Consider the following 18,104-nt stretch of genomic DNA (forward strand, 5'->3'; position numbering starts at 1 on the left):
GTAATCAAGCGATGAAATGAAAAACGGGCGACACTATGCCGCCCGTTTGCCTAAAGCGCTTTAACGCAAATCAAAAACGATAACCCACCGTCAAGTGTACAGTACGCGGGTCACCATAATAGCCGGCCAGCGTAGTGTCGTTCCCTAACCCTACACCGTATGAACCGTCGTCATTACGGGTAACAAAGTCATAACCCCCTACCAAATATTCTTCATCGGTGAGGTTCTTCACGTGCAGGCCGGCATACCAGTCACCTTCCATGCTTTCCCAGGTCACGCTGGCGTTCACCATGCCGTAGGCATCCTGCTTAATCAGATCACTGGCTTCAAATAACAGGTAATCGTCACGGTAGTAATAGTTGGCGTTAAATACAAAATCCCCCATATCGGTCTGTATAAAATACTTAGCAGCAATATTCAGCGTATTTTCCGGCGTGCTTGCCAGGCCAATCAGTGGAGGCACGGCATTGTTTTCTTTAATTTCAAAATCAATGAAACCGTAGGCCACGTCAAAACTCAGGTTCTCAGTAGCAACGTAGGTCATTTCCAGTTCTGCGCCTGTTGCCGATGTTTCTGCAGCATTACGCAGACGCTGAAGCAGCGCCGTTGGATCATCAGAGTTACCTTCAATACCAATGTACTGGCGATCTTTGTGGTCATAGGAGAACAATGTGAGGTTAAAGCGCAGTTGATCGGTCAGGTCACTTTTCATGCCCAGTTCGAAGGAATCCACTACTTCTGGATCGACGCCGGGCTCGTTAAAGGTAGCACGAGGGTTAAAAGTACCTGATTTAAAGCCCTGAGAGTAACTGGCGAAAAACATCATGTCTGGCGACCATTGATATTCCACACCCACACGAGGGGTGAAACGTGACCAGCTATCAACGGCAGGCGCATCGGGTACTCCATCACCGTCAGTGTCGGTGCCCAGCACCTGCGGCATAGACACGCCATCAGGGCGCACATAGCCATCGTACCAGCCACTTTCAGGATACAAATTATACAGTACTGTTCCATTGAAAACGGTTGCTTGTTTCTCTTCATCGGTAAAACGAGCGCCCAAAGAAACAGACAGTTTCTCTGTAATGTCATAGTTCAGCTGGCCATAAGCGGCGGTACTTTCACTGTTGTTACAGCCAGACACTTCACGGGTGAAACCTGTGGTGCCTTCCGGGAAGATCCCAAGCGCTGCGTAGTCACGACCCAGTACGCCTAGCACAGCATCGAATACGCCGCATGATTCGCCGTCGTAATAATACAGGCCCCCTACCAGACTGAAGTGACTACCAGCATAATTGAACTGCAATTCATGGGTATCATTTTCATCTTCATAAATAGCCGGTACATCAAAGATATCCAATGGCGTGTTGTCGAAATCGATATTGGTTGGAGAATAACTTTCACGATGAGAACCGATGTATTTCACTTCAAAGTCTTCAGTAACATCGTAGCGCGCCATCCAGCTATAGCCTTCCAACTCAACCAAATTCCACGTTGGCATACTGGTATATGAGTCGTACACAGAATCTGGCACTGGCGCATCGGTACGTTGACTATCGATAAGGCGATAGCCACCCTTAGCGTTTGATTTGTCTTCGGTTTTATCCCAACCAAAGCGCAGGAATAAATCGTCGGTGGGCTCAATTTCCAACGTCAGTCGGGCTGCCCATAAATCTTTGTTGTAATTTTCACGATCTTGTCCGTCTAACGCACTTTGCAGGAACTCACCATAACCATCACGGTTCAGATTCGCGTACCCAAACCCAAGGTACACTTTGTCTTCCATGATGGGATACTGACCCATCACCTTCACGTCTTTACGGCTGTAGTTACCTACTGTGCCTTCTACTGTCAATTCGGGCGACCCGGACATTTGTTTGGTGACATACTTCACTGCACCACCAATGGTGTTTTTGCCATAAAGCGTACCCTGTGGGCCGCGAAGTACTTCGATGCGCTGCACATCCAGTAAATCCAGCACGGCACCTTGCGGCCGGGCAATGTACATATCATCTACGTAAATTCCGACACCGGGCTCATAACCCCACAGCGGATCTTGCTGCCCCATACCACGAATAAACGCAGTTAACGTAGAGTTAGTTCCCCGACTGGTTTGTAATGTGGTATTAGGCGAGAACTGTTGAATTTCAGTCAATACGCTAATGCCCTTTTCCGCTAACTCAACCGCACCAACGGATGTAATCGCAACCGGGGTTTCTTGTAAAGATTCCACCGTTTTACGGGCTGTGACTTCGATGCGCTCGAGCTTGCCGCGGCTTGCGTCTTCAGTATCCTGAGCCAGCGCACTTTGGCTGCTTAGACAAGCGGTGGTGACGGCAACGGCGCAGAGGGTTCTGGCAAAGATGTAGGGGTTGTGTGTCGTGTTCATGTCATGTCCCTTTTGATTGTTATCTGTTATCAATTCAGTGTCTGAAGCAGCGGTCTTTTTTAAGACTATGTTAATTTTTTGTGTTTGTGAGTAGTACCATCGTACTATGGGCAACACGCTGTTTTACCGACACAATTTAAAACAGTTCCTGAAGCAACTGCGGTCACAGATTGTTTTAAAGGAATCTTCAAATGATAAGTATGATTGGACTCACAGGCGGGCTAGCCCTGCTTATTGTGCTCACCATTCGTGGTATGAATTTATTCATTGCGGCGCCGCTTTGCGCTGTGATTGTTGCCCTCACCAGCGGTATCCCCCTTTTCAGTGGCGAAGAAAATTTCGTTAGCCTGTACATGAGCGGATTTTCTGGTTTTATTGCTGCCTGGTTTTTTATGTTCTTGCTCGGGGCTATTTTCGGAAAGTTCATGGAAGACACCGGTGCAGCAGACTCGGTAGCGCGCTGGATTGTAAACAAACTCGGATTTAAACACGCCGTGCTGGCAATTGTGCTTGCCTGCGCCATTCTGACTTACGGCGGCGTGAGCCTGTTCGTGGTGGCTTTCTCGGTGTACCCCATGGCGTTGAGCCTATTCAAAGATGCCAACCTGCCCCGCCGCTTTATTCCCGCGACATTGGCATTTGGTTCGGTGACCTTCACCATGACGTCCGCCGGTTCACCAGAGATCCAAAACTGGATCCCAATTAAATACCTTGGCACCACACCTTTTGCAGCCTGGGAAGTCAGTTTGTTAGTGGCTATTTTCATGGCCACATTTGGTTACTGGTGGCTTAAACGCATGATTAAAAAAGCCATTGCCAACGGCGAACGTTTCGAAGAGCGAGCAGAAGATCCCAAGATCGAAGCGCGTGACTACCCGAATCCGATTACCGGCGTGCTCCCCCTGTTTGTGGTACTCGGCCTCTCTTTTCTATTGCACGATTCGTTGGCGCAATTAGCATTAATTGTGGCCTTAACCGGTGGCGTATTAACCTTGATGGTGCTCAACTTTAATTACTTCCACAACCTCGGGCGCGCAGTGAATGAAGGCACTACAGGTGCACTGGTGGCCATTGGGAATACAGCTGCAGTGGTAGGTTTTGGCGCTATTGCGAAAAACACCGAAGCCTTCCAGCAAACGGTTGAAATCATGACGCAGATCCCCGGCAACGAACTCATCGGCGCGGCGATTGCGGTAAGTGTTATGGCGGGCCTTACCGGCTCTGCTTCAGGTGGACAGGTCATTGTGCTGCCCCTCGTGGCGCCTCACTATATTGATCAAGGCGTGCCGCCCGAGCAATTACATCGTATTGTTTCTATCTCATCCGGCGCGCTGGATTCCCTGCCCCACAATGGTTACGTGGTGACGACCATACGCGCCATCTGCCGTGAAACTCATAAAGCGGCATACGGCCCAATGGCGGCGCTTACTGTGGTGGTGCCGATGATTGGTCTCGCTATCGCGATTACCATTTTCAGCATTTTCTGAGGCAATTATGACGAAACCGACTCTTAATCTTCATCTGGTGCTGGTATGGTTAATGGCAGTGCTCGCCTCGCTGTCGCAGACAGCCTGTGCAGCCACGCCTTCATCTTCAAAAAAGGCCACACTAATGACCGAAAAACAGGTATTTACCACGACTAACTTTAAAACCTACGGCGGAAAAACCATTCCGGAAGTAAATGTAGGTTGGGAAAGCTATGGTGAACTCAATGCGGCCAAAGATAACGTCATTCTGATCACCCATTATTTCTCTGGTAATTCTCACGCTGCTGGTCGGTATTCTGCCGATGACGCTGAACCTGGCTATTGGGATGCTATCATCGGGCCGGGTAAAGCCATTGATACCAACAAGTATTTTGTGATCAGTGTGGACTCACTGGTGAATCTTTCTGCCTACGACCCGAACGTTGTCACCACTGGCCCCGCTTCTATTAATCCCGAAACCGGCAAACCCTATGGGCTGACTTTTCCCGTCGTGACTATCCGCGATTTTGTTAATGTGCAGAAGTTGGTATTGGAAAGCTTAGGCATTTCAAAACTGCATGCCGTAGTTGGTCCTTCGATGGGTTCTATGCAAGCACAAGATTGGGCGGCGACGTACCCGGAATGGGTGCCGCGAATGGTGGCTGTTATTCCCGCAGCACAGGCCGACGCATGGACGGCCGCGGCATTAGAACAATGGGCTATACCTATTCGTTTGGATAAAAACTGGAATAAGGGTGATTACACCCGCGAAGCGCCACCGAAAGACGGCCTGGTAGCCGCATTGATGAGTATTACCCTACAAGCACTGCACCCGGATTTCTTTAATCAGACCGGTCAGGCACTAGGCTATACGCCGCAAGAGCAAACGCCGCTGAACGATATTCACACCACCCATTCCATAGTGAACTGGTTGCGCGGTCGCGCCGAGGAGCGCGCCGACTTAATGGATGCCAATCACCTGCTTTATTTGGTTCGGGCAAACCAGTTGTTTGTTACCGGGTATGCGGGTTCTTTAGAGGCCGGCTTGAAAAACGTGAAAGCCAAAACCCTGTACCTTCCTGCGAAAACCGACTTGCTGTTGATGCCGTATATGGCTGAAAAGCCGTACAGCATTCTTAAATCTCAGGGCAAAAATACCCAAATTGACTATCTGGAAGGCGCGCTGGGACACCTGGAAGGCGTGGCTGATATCAGCCAAAAGGCTGACCTGCTGCGGGCCTTTTTAAATGATGAGCCCCAATAACCTGAAATAGCTAAAATCGAACACCCAATTAATAAAACGGAAGCCAACTATGCACGGACTGAAAATAAAAGCCTCTGCCGCCCTTCTTACCGCCGCATTCAGTGCAACAGTCGCTGCACAGGTACCGCCATTGCAGCTGGATGTAGAACATATCACTGTGTCGGGCTTATCATCTGGCGGTTATATGGCTAACCAGATGCATATTGCCTATAGCGATTGGATCACTGGCGCCGGTATTCTTGCAGCAGGCCCTTACTACTGCGCTCAGGGCGACATCACGGTAGCACTTAGCCAATGCGTGGACAAAAGTGAACCGGCCATCGATACCGCAGCACTTAACGACAAAGTGAAGACGTTGGCTGCCAATAAGAAAATCGCTGAATTGTCCAACCTGCAGAACGATAAGGTATGGCTGTTTCATGGCACCCGTGACGTAAGAGTGAACAAATCGGTTAGCGATGCACTTACCGCACAATATCAGGCATTGATGCCATCTGAACAAATAAAGTACATTGATAATAAACCGATCGCCCATTTATTCCCTACAAAGGATCGTGGCGGTCAGTGCATGTCATCATCCTCTCCTTTCATCGGCAATTGCGATTACGATGCCGCCGGTGAAATGCTCAACTACTTGATTGATGATTTAAAACCCGCCAGTGATTCCCTCACCGGCAAGGTAGTCAGCTTTAACCAACAGAAACTCGGTGGTAAGAGCGCTGCCACGCTGGCAGAAAAAGGCTATGCTTATATTCCTGCCAGTTGTGCTGAAGGTGAAGACTGTCAGGTACACGTGAGCTTCCACGGCTGTAACCAATTCGCTGACACTGTGGGCATGGCTTATGTAGAACAAACCGGATTGAATCAGTGGGCAGACAGCAACAACATGGTGGTTGTTTACCCGCAGACGACGTCGTCTCTTGTTATGCCGTTGAATCCTCAGGGATGCTGGGACTGGTGGGGTTACACCGGTGAAGATTACGCCACACGCAGCGGAAAGCAGATCACTGCCGTTCGCAACATCGTTTTGGGATTATCATCTAAGTAAGGATTTATCATGGCTTTAAACATTTTTATCACCGGTGGTGCCAGTGGCATTGGCTACGGTATTGCCGAATCCCTTGCCTCTGAGGGTCATCATCTAATTATCGCCGACATTAACCTGGACGCCGCAGAGTCTGCCGCACAGAAGTTAAAAGATGAAGGCCACAGTGCCCAGGCCATTGAAGTCAACGTGTGTGATGCCAAGCAGGTTGCTGCATTGCCTGAAAAACTCGGCGACGTAAAAGTCGACGTATTGATTAATAACGCAGGCATTCAGCACGTTTCCAAAATTGAAGACTTTCCACCCGAAAAGTGGCAGCAGTTAATTAATATCATGTTGGTTGGCCCAGCCCTGCTCACTCAAGCGTTTCTACCAGGCATGCGCGAGAAAGACTTCGGCCGTATCATCAATATAGGCTCTATTCATTCGCTGGTCGCATCGCCGTTTAAGTCAGCTTATGTAGCAGCAAAGCATGGTTTGCTGGGCTTCGCGAAAACGATTGCCCTTGAAACCGGCGACTGTAATGTCACTATCAACACCGTTTGCCCGGCTTACGTGAAAACCCCGTTGGTTGAAAAGCAAATTGCCGATCAAGCGCGAGAAAACGGCATTAGCGAAGAAGAAGTTATCAATGAAATCATGCTGAAGCCGATGCCGAAAAAAGCCTTTATCACGTTTGAAGAGCTCGGTGCTACCACCAAATTTTTGATGAGCGATGGTGCCCGCAACATTACCGGTCAGACCATGGTGCTGGACGGCGGCTGGGTTGCGCGCTAACCCTTTCTTTTTTCATAAAACTTGTGCTAATGTCCGAAAAAATGTAGCGGCAAGCGGGCATTAGCCAGAATATGACTTATCAAACGGTAGCGTTGATCGGAAAACCCGATCATCGTGGCATCCAGGATACTCTCCAACAACTCATTACCTATTTGCGGAAACGTGAATGTCGGGTTTTGGTTGAAGAGTCCATCAAATGCGATCTTGAAACCAATGAATGCGAGCGGGCGAACCTGGTCACCATTGGTAAAGAAGCCGATCTTGCTGTGGTGATTGGTGGCGATGGTAGCATGCTGGGCGCAGCCCGTGTGCTCTCCCGTTTCGATATTCATGTAGTAGGCGTAAACCGCGGCAATTTGGGTTTTCTCACAGACATTCATCCAGACCAAATTGAGCAACAGCTGGATATTATTTTTTCCGGCGAAACCGTGGTGGAAGAACGGTTCCTGCTGGAAGTATGCGTTTACCGTCACGAAAAACTGCGCAGCAATAATGCCGCCATGAACGAAGTGGTATTGCACCACGGTAAAGTGGCGCACATGATGGAATTTGAAATTTACATCGACGGCCAGTTTGTCTTCAGTCAGCGCTCTGATGGTCTGATTGTAGCCACACCAACAGGCTCAACGGCTTATTCACTTTCTGCCGGAGGCCCGATCATCGCCCCTCACCTTGATGCCCTTACGCTGGTACCGATGTTCCCGCATACACTGAGCAGCCGCCCTATTGTGGTGGACTCAAAAAGTATAATTTCCATGCGGGTATCCAAGGTGAATAGCGACAGCCTGCAAATAAGTTGCGATAGCCATATCATTTTGCCTGTTCTACCCGGCGATGAAATACGCGTGCATAAAACTAAGGACACGCTGAAACTGGTACATCCGAAGGGCTACAGCTACTTCAATGTGCTTCGAAATAAGCTTGGCTGGGGCAGTAAGCTGTACTGAGTACGTGCTTTTTATTCATGGCTAAACACAAACCAATTATCGAAATGCTGACCTGCGGCATCCATTCAAAATGGGACGCCGACGATAAAGCCTTGCCGAAAATCAAAACCTTCACCCAGAGTATCCCGCTGGAACTCGACATTGAGTTCGGCTTCATCGTCAACATTAAGCGGGCTAAGAATCAGAAAGTCCGCTTCTGTATTTATCATCCCGATATTCCAGACAAACACGGCGACCCCATGCCTCCCTTCGACGGCGAAGAGTACATTCGTTCTAATGACTGGGATTTCTACCTAGGTGACACATTATGGGAACCACTGGAAAATAAAGTGGGAGACTGGCGCATGACACTGGAACTTGATGGCAAGATCGTTGCTGATAAAACCTTCACCGTAGAAGAAGATTTACCCTACGACGGTGCGCAATTCTGGATGCGCGGGAAACCTAAGTTAAAGCGCTAAAGTACAAGACTACCGAGTTACCCTGTTGGCAACAAGAGATGTTGTAAGTGAAAGAACTGAAAGTGATTTAGAAGACGTAATGCTAAGATGAAATGCCACCGGTAGCATGATAATCTAATAAAATATCAATGCAGCATCAACAGAGGTAATCAATGACATTCAAACGGGACGAGCAACAAGGCAATATTTGGCTTTCCACCAACCACATTAACGGTGATTTTACCGATTTTGGTATTCAGCCTCATATCCTGCCATCTGAAGCCGCCGTGGGTGAAGCCATGTTAGAAGAATTGCTTGTCACCGCTTCTCAAAAAACCGGAGAAATAAATATCGCGTTGCTTGGCGGCCGTGGTGCGCAAGCGTTTCACCGGTTACTCGGTGAAAAGGCGCGTACCCATGAACTTGATCCTGTATTGTCGCGATTGAATGTGTTTACCCAAGATGCGCTAGCACCGATGAGCATGGCGAATAGTCTGAGCTTTGTAAGAGATTTTGAGCGCATTCTGGGCGATGATTTCTTCGCAAAAATTAACAGTTTTACGCCCATGCAAACCGATGTAACCAATCTGGAAGCGGGCCTCAACGCTTACCTCGATAAACTCGAATCGTTAGGTGGATTGGATATTTTCTTTATTGGTCATGGTCCGGAAGACAACGCCGCCTCTCACCTGGCCTACATAAAGCCCGGCTCCGGGGCAAAAGCTGAACATATGGCTGGTCTTATTCCTATTTCCAGCAGCATTTTGGAACACCATATCAGCAAGTTTAAAGCCGGAGGCAGCAACATCAGTGATGCCGATGAACAAGAGTGTCGCGCGGCTGGTTTTATCCTTACCCTGGGCCCCGCAGCAATTCTCTCGGCAAAAAAGGTTGTGCAATCAGTGGTCGATGCGTCTACTGCACCGGCCAAGGTACAAACCTATGCCAATGTCATGAATACACCACTCAGCACCGACAATGAAATGGCAAAACAACAGTTAGATGCAAATCCCGGCCTGTGGATTCGTCTGCATTCAAATAAAAAATCCGTTGTGCTGCCAGATGTTATGAGTGACGTTGTCGCATAACCACGAGGATTATTTTTCACCTTCTCTAAACATCGGGCCGCAATCAGCGTATCTTAAACGCTGAATAGATTTGGAGATTGCTATGTGCGGCTTTATTCAACGAGAACCGAAATCCACGGGTTTGCAGGAGGTGTTATCTGAAGCAGGTTTAACTGAAACCTTGCCTCTTTTCGCTGCAGAAAATGAGAACGTGAATAACTTTTACCCGGCTTTTGGAAAAGATCCTTCACGAAAAATCTCGAATCTCATCGTGAGTCCCCAGACTAGCATTGATGCGACCTGGTGGTTCGATGCCAAACCCCACGGCGACAGCCTGTTATTAGGCGACCGCACAACATTCAACGCAAGAAACCTCGACAGTCTATTTTGGAAACATGCTATACAATCACGCCGCGCCATCGTTGCCGCTACGGCGGTGGGCGAGTCGAACCCGATAGGTAAAGGTAAAGCGCATTACCTGATGAAAGCACGGCGGGGGCTGCTCATCGGCGCCGTTTACCGTATTTTTGACAATGGCTGCGCTGTTTGTTCAGTGATCACCCGCCCGCCCCAGCCTGGGTTCAGTCAGTTCCACGAAAAGTCCATCCCGTGCTTTTTGCCAACAGATCCCCAGGTCATCGATGCCTGGCTAAGCGGCGAACCAAACGACCCTTTGGTTAGTGCGCTCCTAGCAAACCCACGGCTTTACGATGATCTTTGTGTCACTCCAGTGAAAAGCTTCAAAAGTGCAGAGGCTAAAGGCCCTGACATCTGGTTACACGCTAGCGCTCAATAGCTGATATAAACGGAATATTGCTTAGGAGCATATTGCTGCCGACATTTAAATTTACCTGCAAATCAATTGGATAAGCAGCTATCCACCGGCGCTTGCCCACCCTCAATAAAAACTTCACTTTACACTGTCAAAATACTGTATATATTTACACGTACTGTATAAACATACTGCGGTGAAAAAAATGCTGGTCAACTTATCGATTAAAAACTTCGCTGTTGTAAAACAATTATCCGTAAACTTTGAAGCGGGAATGACGGCCGTTACCGGTGAAACTGGTGCCGGTAAATCTATTGCGATAGATGCGCTCAGCCTTTGTTTAGGTGAGCGAGCAGATGCCGGTGCGGTGAGAAAAGAAGCTACAAAGGCTGAAATTGTCGCCCACTTCAATTTAAGTGGCCACAAAGCCGCACTTGCCTGGCTTGACGAGCAAGAGTTAGTCGATGACGAAGACGAGAGCTGTTTCGTGCGTCGCGTTATCTCACGTGAAGGCCGATCTAAAGCGTTCATTAACGGTACCCCAGTTTCACTGCAGCAATTAAAACAGTTTGGTCAGTATCTCATTGCTATTCATGGACAAAATACGCATTTACAGCTGCTTAAAGATGACTATCAGCGCAAACTTGTCGATCAGTATGCCGCACACCCAGCGTTGCTAAATAGCGTAGCGGAACACTACCGTAGCTGGAAGAGCAGACAGGCAGAATTAAAGGCGTTGGAAACACAGGCGCAGCAACGCGCAGACCGTCAGCAACTACTGGCTTATCAGGTTAAAGAACTGGATGAGTTTGCCATTGAAGAAGGCGAGTTTATCGAGCTTGAAACCGAGCATAAGCGCTTAAGCAATGGGCAAACGCTTTTAGAACAAGCTCAAACCAGTTTCTATAACCTGTATGAGAACGATGAAGGCAATGCGTTATCTATCATCCAAAACGGCCTGGAGCGACTCAGTGAGTTAGAAGAGCACGACAGTGCGCTTACCCCCATCATTGCGTTGCTCAACGATGCCTCAATTCAGGTGGAGGAAGCTGCTCGGGAATTGCGCGGCTATTGTGATGATCTGGAAATTGACCCTTTACGTTTGCAACAAGTTGAATCTCGTTACAGTAAGGCGATGGAACTGGCACGGAAACATGCAGTAATGCCAGAAGAACTGTTTGCACATCATCAAAGCTTAGCGGCCGAATTTGCTGAACTGGAAGGCGATGAAAATAGATTAGAAGATCTACAACATGAAGTCGTAGAAGCGAGAAACCAGTATATAAAAGCGTGTGAAGCCTTATCGGCCTCCAGAAAGACGGCTGCATCTAAGCTTGCCACCGCCATTGAAGGTCAAATCCGCCAGATGAATATGCAGCACGCGTGTATGCAAATAGGCGTTGAATACGACGACAACAAAACGCCCACAAGCCATGGGCTGGACGACGTAATTATTCGCGTTTCAACCAACGCCGGGCAGCCCGCCGATAAACTGGAGAAAGTGGTTTCCGGTGGTGAGCTCTCGCGAATTGGGTTAGCGATACAAGTACTCACCAGCGATAAAAACGCAACGCCAACAATGATATTTGACGAAGTTGATACCGGAATCAGTGGGCCGACGGCGGCGATTGTAGGCAGTCTGCTACGCAAACTCGGCAAAGTGAGTCAGGTAATGTGCGTAACACACTTACCTCAAGTTGCCGCGCAAGCCCATAATCAGTTGTTTGTTACCAAGTTCAGCGATGGCACAACCACAGAAACACAAATGTTGCCATTAACCCGTCAAAACCGTATTGATGAGCTGGCAAGATTGCTCGCAGGCGATAAAGTAACAGATTCTGCCTTAGCAAATGCAAAAGAGCTGTTGGAAAGTGCCGAATCGAACTAATAAGCGGTTGATTGGTCATAGGTGATTGGGTAGCATGCTGTCGCACATTATTTTGTGATAGCCTGCACCCGGGCATATCCTGTTAGGAAAATAATGTCCGTCACTATAACCAAAGCATAACTGGACACGCTAACGCATGAAGTTGTATCAAATCGCTATTTTGTTAACCGCTGTATTTTTCTCTACTGCCTGCTCAAACTGGATCTATCGTATCGATGTTCCGCAAGGCAACTTCCTTGATGAAAGAGATGTACAAAAGCTGCGTGTAGGCATGACCAAAGAGCAGGTTATTTATGTACTCGGGCATCCCGTAGTACAGGACTCTTTCAATAAAAGCACCTGGTACTATGTATATGATATGAAGCGTGGCATGGAAAAGCGCGGTGAAGATTTCCAGAAGCAACTTGTGCTTAGCTTCAACGACAACAAGCTAGCCACTGCAGAAGGCGACTTTGAACTATCGGAAGATTTTAATACCCCGCTCGATCAATAAGCATTTTTAGTCCGGAACACTAATAAATAGTATTTCGGACTAACTCCCTCTTCCCTTTACTTTCACAAACATTCCCAACCAATTGATTACATGGTCTTTTTTTAGTTGGCCCCGTAATTGCTCTTATTATTCTGTACGTTAAGATAATTTTACCGTTGCCTTAAAATAGGTTGCCACGGTGTATAACTCGAAAATGGAAGAATAGAATGTTAAACCGGAAATCCTCTTTACTTGCTGTTTCTCTTGTTGGCGCATTAGCCCTGTCAGGTTGTGTTATTAATGTCGGCGGCAACGGCGATTACCACGATGGTGGAGACGTTAGCAGCATAATGGGCTCTGTCACTATCGATCCCGGCCGTCACGCGGGTGATGTTTCCTCGGTAAACGGCGATGTACGGCTAAAAGAATTTGCCGTTGCTGACGATGTGAGTACGGTGAATGGCTCGGTAATACTCGATAACAACGTTGCCGTTAACAGCGCAACAACAGTAAATGGCGATATTACAGCTGGAGAAAATTTGAATGCATTCGGCTCACTGGAAACAGTGAATGGCACAATCACTTTGTCGTCGGGTAGCATGGTTGAAGGCGATATTGAAACCGTTAATGGCGATATTTCACTGCCTGATACAGAAGTGAAAGGTGATTTAACCTCGCTCAACGGCACCATTAAGCTTACTGGCTCCACCCGCGTTTACGGTGATATTGTGTTTGAGGAATCGGAAGACGGTTGGAGCACGTCAGAACGCAACTGGCCAGTACTGATAATTGAAGAAAACGCCACGGTAGATGGCAATATTATTCTTGAACGCGCGGTGAAGCTCGAATTGGCGGATAAGTCTCTGGAAAGTAAAGTTATCCGCCGCAATCGTTCTTAATCACCATTAAGTGTAACATCAAGCCACACCAAACGATGATCGGAGCTCGCTTCTCTGTCTTTAACCAGACGGAATAGCGGGCTTTCTTTTGATGGCCAGAAAACGCCATTGCCTTGCACTGAAAAGCCGAAACGCGACGGTAACACATAGTCTGCTCTGGCTCCCCAATAAGCGGTAAAACGATTACTGAATGCCTCTGGGCTGCTTTCATCACCACCCTGACTCAGCGGGATTAAATCGTTATTGATCAGAGGGTGTTCTGTTAGTTGTTCTATCACACCAGGCCGCCACTTCTCACCTTTGTCAGCCGCGTTAAAGTCGCCCACCAGCACAAAGCGGCTGTTGCCAGCCAACGATACAGCATGGCCATTATCATCATAAATATATTCGCCGCCGTCTGGTGTGAGGTAATCCGCCATCAACCGAATTTCATCATGATTACGCTTGCCGTTGCGATCCTCTGGGCCATCAAAAGTTGGCGGTGTGGGATGCATCGCCAAAACGTGCACTATTTTGCCATCTACGTTTACCGGCACATCCCAATGCGACTTTGAACTCAAGCGCAGCTCGGCCCAGGCTTCAGCGCTATACCAGGTTTCACCGGTCTCGGGAATTACAGGCTGTTGCGCACCAGGCATGTCTTTCCATTTAAACAATTGCAGACTGCGCACCTGATTATCCAGGATGGGGTATTTCGACAAAACGACCATGCCGTATTGACCAGGATATAATCCAAATCCCCAGGCATCTCCCCCTTTACCACTGGCGTGACCATCACGATCGAGATCAAAGGGTGACGGTTCGCCCGTATTGACCGGTGCGAGATACACATAGGGATAATCGATAGCAGCTTGCCCATGCTGACTCACGTTCAGATAATGCGTAATGAACGCATTAACGCCAGCCTGTTTGTCGGCAATGTAATCAAACTCATTTAAAAGCAGAATATCTGGCGCAGTTCGCTGTATGATTTCAGCAATGTTTTTTACTTGCTGATTGTCGCCATTAGCCAGTACTGTCTTCAGTACATTAAGACCCGGCTCCATGCCCAGGTTAGGATAGTTCGTCGACTCCATGCTTACATTAAACGTGGCAACCCTTAGCGTGTGATCACGAGGTTCAGCAGCAGATTTTTTGGTGCTATTCAATAAACTTCTCACTTCATCAACGGGCAATGCTTTAGCCATACCATAGTAGCCATCAACATCTTCCGCCATCAATAAACTGTTGTAAATGGCCTCTTCTGTCGATTCAATGACCGCTTCAAATATGGGGGAAACCGCATTGTTTGCTAACACCTTGTTGGTGTGAAAAGAGGCGGTTTCACTGCGACGATTTTCCTTCGCGGTAGAAAATGCAATAACGTAGTCACCTGAACCGTTAGTTAGACTTGCTCCTGTACGTGCGACACCTGCCATGGCTCGCTTGGCCAAGCGCTTAAGGTTTCTGTCGTCAAGTGGCGCATCGGTGGCAACCACAATCATAATAGACCCATCGGCCGCAGTGTCGTTGTCCAGTTTATCCTGTAAATAAAATTGATTCAGTGCCTGGCCCACTTCTACGCCTTGCACCTGCAAAATGCCGCCAAAGTTACTTTGCACTAACACACCTACCGTGTAACCGCCCAAAGACTTAGGCAATATACGACTACTTGTACCAATTCCGCCCTTCCAACCAAAAGTACGTGTTCCGCTGCCAGCGCCCACATTACCCTCTGCAACCTTACCTGCAGATGCTGACTCAATGGCTTGTTTAACCTGCGCGGCTGTTACTACCCTGCGCCTAATGTCATTTAAATAGCCGTCGTTGGTCTCGCCAACAACCGCATTTACAGAGCCCACGTTTTCATTGCCGGCCTGAGCTAGCGTCCATTCCACTACTCCCGCGATACCTTCAGCCACGCTTAAGGTGTTGGTAAGTACGATAGGCGTCTCAATTTCACCCAACTCACTGATCTGGCTAATACCGGCCATTTTTCCGTAACCGTTGCCAACGTGAACAGCAGCAGGCACCTTGTTTTGCCGAAGATTCCCCTCAGCCGGAATAATTGCCGTAATGCCAGTGTGAATATCCTTGCCGTCATGCAAGGTAACCTGCCCGACACGCACGCCAGTTACGTCTGTGATACTGTTCAATTTGCCAGGATTGAGCACACCGGGATTCAGGCCAATATCTCGAGCCCGTACCTGTTCGGCCGAGGCGGAAGTTACAAAAAGGCTGGTTAAGATGACCAGGGAAGATAAGAGTTTCATGCCGTTTTTATTAATTTGATTTGAGCTGAAAATGAGTGTCACATGGCTGCAGGCAAAAAACAAAAAAACGCGGTGAAAGTAGTGTCAGAACAGACTGATAGCCCGCTCAATGAGAAACAGGCAGGCACCAATTAAACCGCCAACCAGTGTACCGTTTATACGCACTTTCTGCAGATCCTTACCAATATTCAGCTCGATCTGTTCAGCCATTTGCTTGTCGTCCCAGGCCAGAATCGTTTTGCGGATATGTTCAGTAAGAAAGTCTGCCAATTCCGGTGCCATGGCACGGCCGGCTTCAGAAATATGTACATTGACGGCGTCAGCCAGTTTGCTGTCATTTTCAATAGAGCGCCCCACCTCCTGCAACGCATGAGAAACCCGCTTTGCGAATTTGCCTTCTGGCTTAGCAACGTCTTTAATCAACCAGACTTTGACATCCCCCCACACTTGAATCAGATAATCTTGCAGGGCATCGTTTTCTAACAGCCTAGCTTTGATACTCGCCATCTTTTCTGCCATGGCTGGGTCAGATTCCATCCGCTGTGCAAATTCATTAAGCTGACGATCGAAGCTTAACCGCACCGGATGTTCCCGATCTTCAGCTATATCAGCCAGAATGCTAATCAGTGCTTTTGATGCGATGTCAGCCCCCTGTTCACTCAGCCAGGTAGTGGGCAGTATTTTTTCAAGCCGGCGATACTCCAGCTTTAGCCAACTATAAAGTTTGTCGGCAATAAACGCCTGGCTTTCTTCCCGCTGGGCAATATCAGCGATTTTCACCAGCAGTTGATCAAGCACCTCCTGATGACGCTGTTCTTTTGTGAGCACACGCAACGTACCAGCCGCCATAGGCGTAAAATCAATTTTGCCAACGGCTCGCTTTACACCTTTTATTAGCATGTCCTGAATCGGCTTATCGTCCAGTGTGTTCACCACACCAGCGAGACTGCGGCTGAAGAAGCGACTTAGCCTGTCAGCATTGTCAGGCTGCCGGAGCCAGCGTGCCATGCCCTGAGCGGGTTTCGCATCGTTTACCAGCCGGGTAATGGCTTCTTCGTTGAAAAACTTATCCTTAACGAAATGCGACAGATTGTTCGCCACTGCAGATTTGTTGTTTGCAACAATGTTGGTATGAGGAATAGGAAAACGCGCAGGAATTGGCCGGAACAGCGCCGACACCGCAAACCAGTCGGCCAGGCCACCTACCAGCGCGGCCTCGGCTGCCATCTTGATAAGTGCTGCCCAGGCTGGCCAGGGTGTCAGCCATTGGCGATACTCTGCGATGGTGGCAAGTAGAAAAATGCAGGCAGCACCAATAAGCCAGAGCAGCGCAATTTTTTTTGCTCGCTTAAGTTGATGAAATTTACTGTCTATTGGCACAATCATTCCGGAAGGATTAGCTATCTCAATACGCTTCATTTCTATATAGCGACTAAGTCCAAACAATCAATAGACTAGACTAGGATTCGACATCGTAGTTGAGTGACCGACGCCAATTAAAAAGCTAAAGAAAAGTGAGGCCCCATGGCCTCACACTCATCTTAAGAACGATGTCGTTATCAATCCCACTTTGGCCCAAAGTCTGGGCTAACTATACGTTCACCATTGTCTAAATCGTCAATACGCTGAATATCCTCATCAGATAAGCGAACCTGGGTATAATCGAAATTAGCCTGCAAATGGTCCTTGTTAGTAGAAGACGGAATCGCATGAATACCTTTGGCATCCATCCATGCCAGCACTACCTGCGCAGGATTGGCACCATGTGCTGCGGCAATATTGAGTAGTTCGTCATTTTTCATGACCTTGCCAACAGCAAACGGCATGTACGCGGTTACGCTGATGCCCTTCTCTTTACAATGCTCAACCACCTGGCGGTTTTGCATAAACGGATGCAGCTCAATCTGGTTTGTCAGGATTTCCCCCTCACCCAGGATCTCAACGGCTTTATCAATTTGTGCCATGGTGAAGTTAGACACACCAATGTGTCGTGTCAGTCCCTCTTCCTTAGCTTGCTTCAGCGAAGCCAGATAATTCTCCATGGGGATGTGATCGTTAGGTGAAGGCCAGTGAATAAGCAACAGATCAACATACGCCATTTTCAGTTTGTTCAGGCTCTCATGCACGGAGGGGATAAACGAACCTTGATCGAGATGGTCGTGCCATACTTTTGTGGTCACAAACAGCTCTTCGCGGTTTATACCCGCAGTTTGAATAGCATCGCCAATGGCCTCTTCGTTGCCATAAAATTGCGCTGTATCGATATGGCAGAAACCGATAGAAAGTGCATCCGTGACCGTTTTTCTTGCTACATCGTCTTCCAGACGAAACGTGCCAACGCCTAATTGCGGCATCGATTGCATAACATTCTCCTGTTTCGTTTAAATTTATCAACATGGAAACGGCTTGTTTCGGGGATGGTTACG

The 18,104-nt window shown here is 48.2% G+C and carries 15 protein-coding genes and 1 pseudogene; 11 read left to right on the forward strand and 5 right to left on the reverse strand.

The window, feature by feature from the left end:
• Positions 1–70: 70 nt before the first annotated feature.
• Positions 71–2,389, reverse strand: coding sequence for a TonB-dependent receptor (locus tag BFC18_RS16940; RefSeq protein ID WP_070126745.1), 2,319 nt, complete (start codon positions 2,387–2,389; stop codon positions 71–73).
• A gap of 191 nt (positions 2,390–2,580) precedes the next feature.
• Here BFC18_RS16940 and BFC18_RS16945 point away from each other — a divergent pair, with 191 nt between their 5' ends.
• The 11 genes from BFC18_RS16945 to BFC18_RS16995 all read left to right on the forward strand — a co-directional run bounded on the left by BFC18_RS16945 (position 2,581) and on the right by BFC18_RS16995 (position 13,426).
• Positions 2,581–3,876 (forward strand): GntP family permease, encoded by a 1,296-nt coding sequence (locus tag BFC18_RS16945; protein ID WP_070126746.1) that lies wholly within the window; start codon positions 2,581–2,583, stop codon positions 3,874–3,876.
• 7 nt (positions 3,877–3,883) lie between these two features.
• Positions 3,884–5,119 (forward strand): E22 family MetX-like putative esterase, encoded by a 1,236-nt coding sequence (locus tag BFC18_RS16950; protein ID WP_070126747.1) that lies wholly within the window; start codon positions 3,884–3,886, stop codon positions 5,117–5,119.
• Positions 5,120–5,168: 49 nt separating this feature from the next.
• Complete coding sequence (locus tag BFC18_RS16955; protein WP_070126748.1) at positions 5,169–6,167, forward strand: extracellular catalytic domain type 2 short-chain-length polyhydroxyalkanoate depolymerase; 999 nt, start codon at positions 5,169–5,171, stop codon at positions 6,165–6,167.
• Between the two features lie 9 nt (positions 6,168–6,176).
• The gene (locus BFC18_RS16960; RefSeq protein WP_070126749.1) at positions 6,177–6,941 is read left to right on the forward strand and encodes a 3-hydroxybutyrate dehydrogenase; all 765 of its coding nucleotides are present in this window, start codon (positions 6,177–6,179) and stop codon (positions 6,939–6,941) included.
• A gap of 71 nt (positions 6,942–7,012) precedes the next feature.
• Complete coding sequence (nadK, locus tag BFC18_RS16965) at positions 7,013–7,888, forward strand: NAD(+) kinase (RefSeq protein WP_070126750.1); 876 nt, start codon at positions 7,013–7,015, stop codon at positions 7,886–7,888.
• A 17-nt stretch (positions 7,889–7,905) separates the two neighbouring features.
• Entirely contained in the window at positions 7,906–8,349 is a 444-nt protein-coding gene (locus BFC18_RS16970; protein ID WP_070126751.1) for a DUF3859 domain-containing protein, read from the forward strand.
• 152 nt (positions 8,350–8,501) lie between these two features.
• Positions 8,502–9,416, forward strand: coding sequence for a hypothetical protein (locus tag BFC18_RS16975; RefSeq protein ID WP_070126752.1), 915 nt, complete (start codon positions 8,502–8,504; stop codon positions 9,414–9,416).
• A gap of 82 nt (positions 9,417–9,498) precedes the next feature.
• Positions 9,499–10,191 carry an SOS response-associated peptidase family protein gene (locus BFC18_RS16980; protein WP_070126753.1) on the forward strand — a complete coding sequence of 231 codons (693 nt, stop codon included), beginning with the start codon at positions 9,499–9,501 and terminating at the stop codon, positions 10,189–10,191.
• A gap of 181 nt (positions 10,192–10,372) precedes the next feature.
• The gene (recN, locus tag BFC18_RS16985) at positions 10,373–12,055 is read left to right on the forward strand and encodes a DNA repair protein RecN (protein WP_070126754.1); all 1,683 of its coding nucleotides are present in this window, start codon (positions 10,373–10,375) and stop codon (positions 12,053–12,055) included.
• A gap of 136 nt (positions 12,056–12,191) precedes the next feature.
• Positions 12,192–12,548, forward strand: coding sequence for an outer membrane protein assembly factor BamE (locus BFC18_RS16990; RefSeq protein ID WP_070126755.1), 357 nt, complete (start codon positions 12,192–12,194; stop codon positions 12,546–12,548).
• A 206-nt stretch (positions 12,549–12,754) separates the two neighbouring features.
• Positions 12,755–13,426, forward strand: coding sequence for a DUF4097 family beta strand repeat-containing protein (locus BFC18_RS16995; RefSeq protein WP_070126756.1), 672 nt, complete (start codon positions 12,755–12,757; stop codon positions 13,424–13,426).
• On the opposite strand, the gene BFC18_RS21950 is transcribed toward BFC18_RS16995, so the two are convergent.
• The 4 genes and pseudogenes from BFC18_RS21950 to dkgB form a co-directional block, all read right to left on the reverse strand.
• Positions 13,423–14,613 carry an endonuclease/exonuclease/phosphatase family protein gene (locus BFC18_RS21950; protein WP_070126920.1) on the reverse strand — a complete coding sequence of 397 codons (1,191 nt, stop codon included), beginning with the start codon at positions 14,611–14,613 and terminating at the stop codon, positions 13,423–13,425. The two genes, BFC18_RS16995 and BFC18_RS21950, sit on opposite strands and share 4 nt — an antisense overlap.
• A 12-nt stretch (positions 14,614–14,625) precedes the next feature.
• Positions 14,626–15,678, reverse strand: a pseudogene (locus tag BFC18_RS21955) (P1 family peptidase); the annotation flags it as partial.
• Between the two features lie 84 nt (positions 15,679–15,762).
• Positions 15,763–17,058 (reverse strand): DUF445 domain-containing protein, encoded by a 1,296-nt coding sequence (locus tag BFC18_RS17005; protein ID WP_245680422.1) that lies wholly within the window; start codon positions 17,056–17,058, stop codon positions 15,763–15,765.
• A 179-nt stretch (positions 17,059–17,237) separates the two neighbouring features.
• The gene (gene dkgB / locus BFC18_RS17010) at positions 17,238–18,041 is read right to left on the reverse strand and encodes a 2,5-didehydrogluconate reductase DkgB (protein ID WP_070126758.1); all 804 of its coding nucleotides are present in this window, start codon (positions 18,039–18,041) and stop codon (positions 17,238–17,240) included.
• Positions 18,042–18,104: the final 63 nt, after the last annotated feature.

This window comes from Alteromonas confluentis (assembly GCF_001757105.1).
Classification (GTDB): Bacteria; Pseudomonadota; Gammaproteobacteria; order Enterobacterales; family Alteromonadaceae; genus Alteromonas; species Alteromonas confluentis.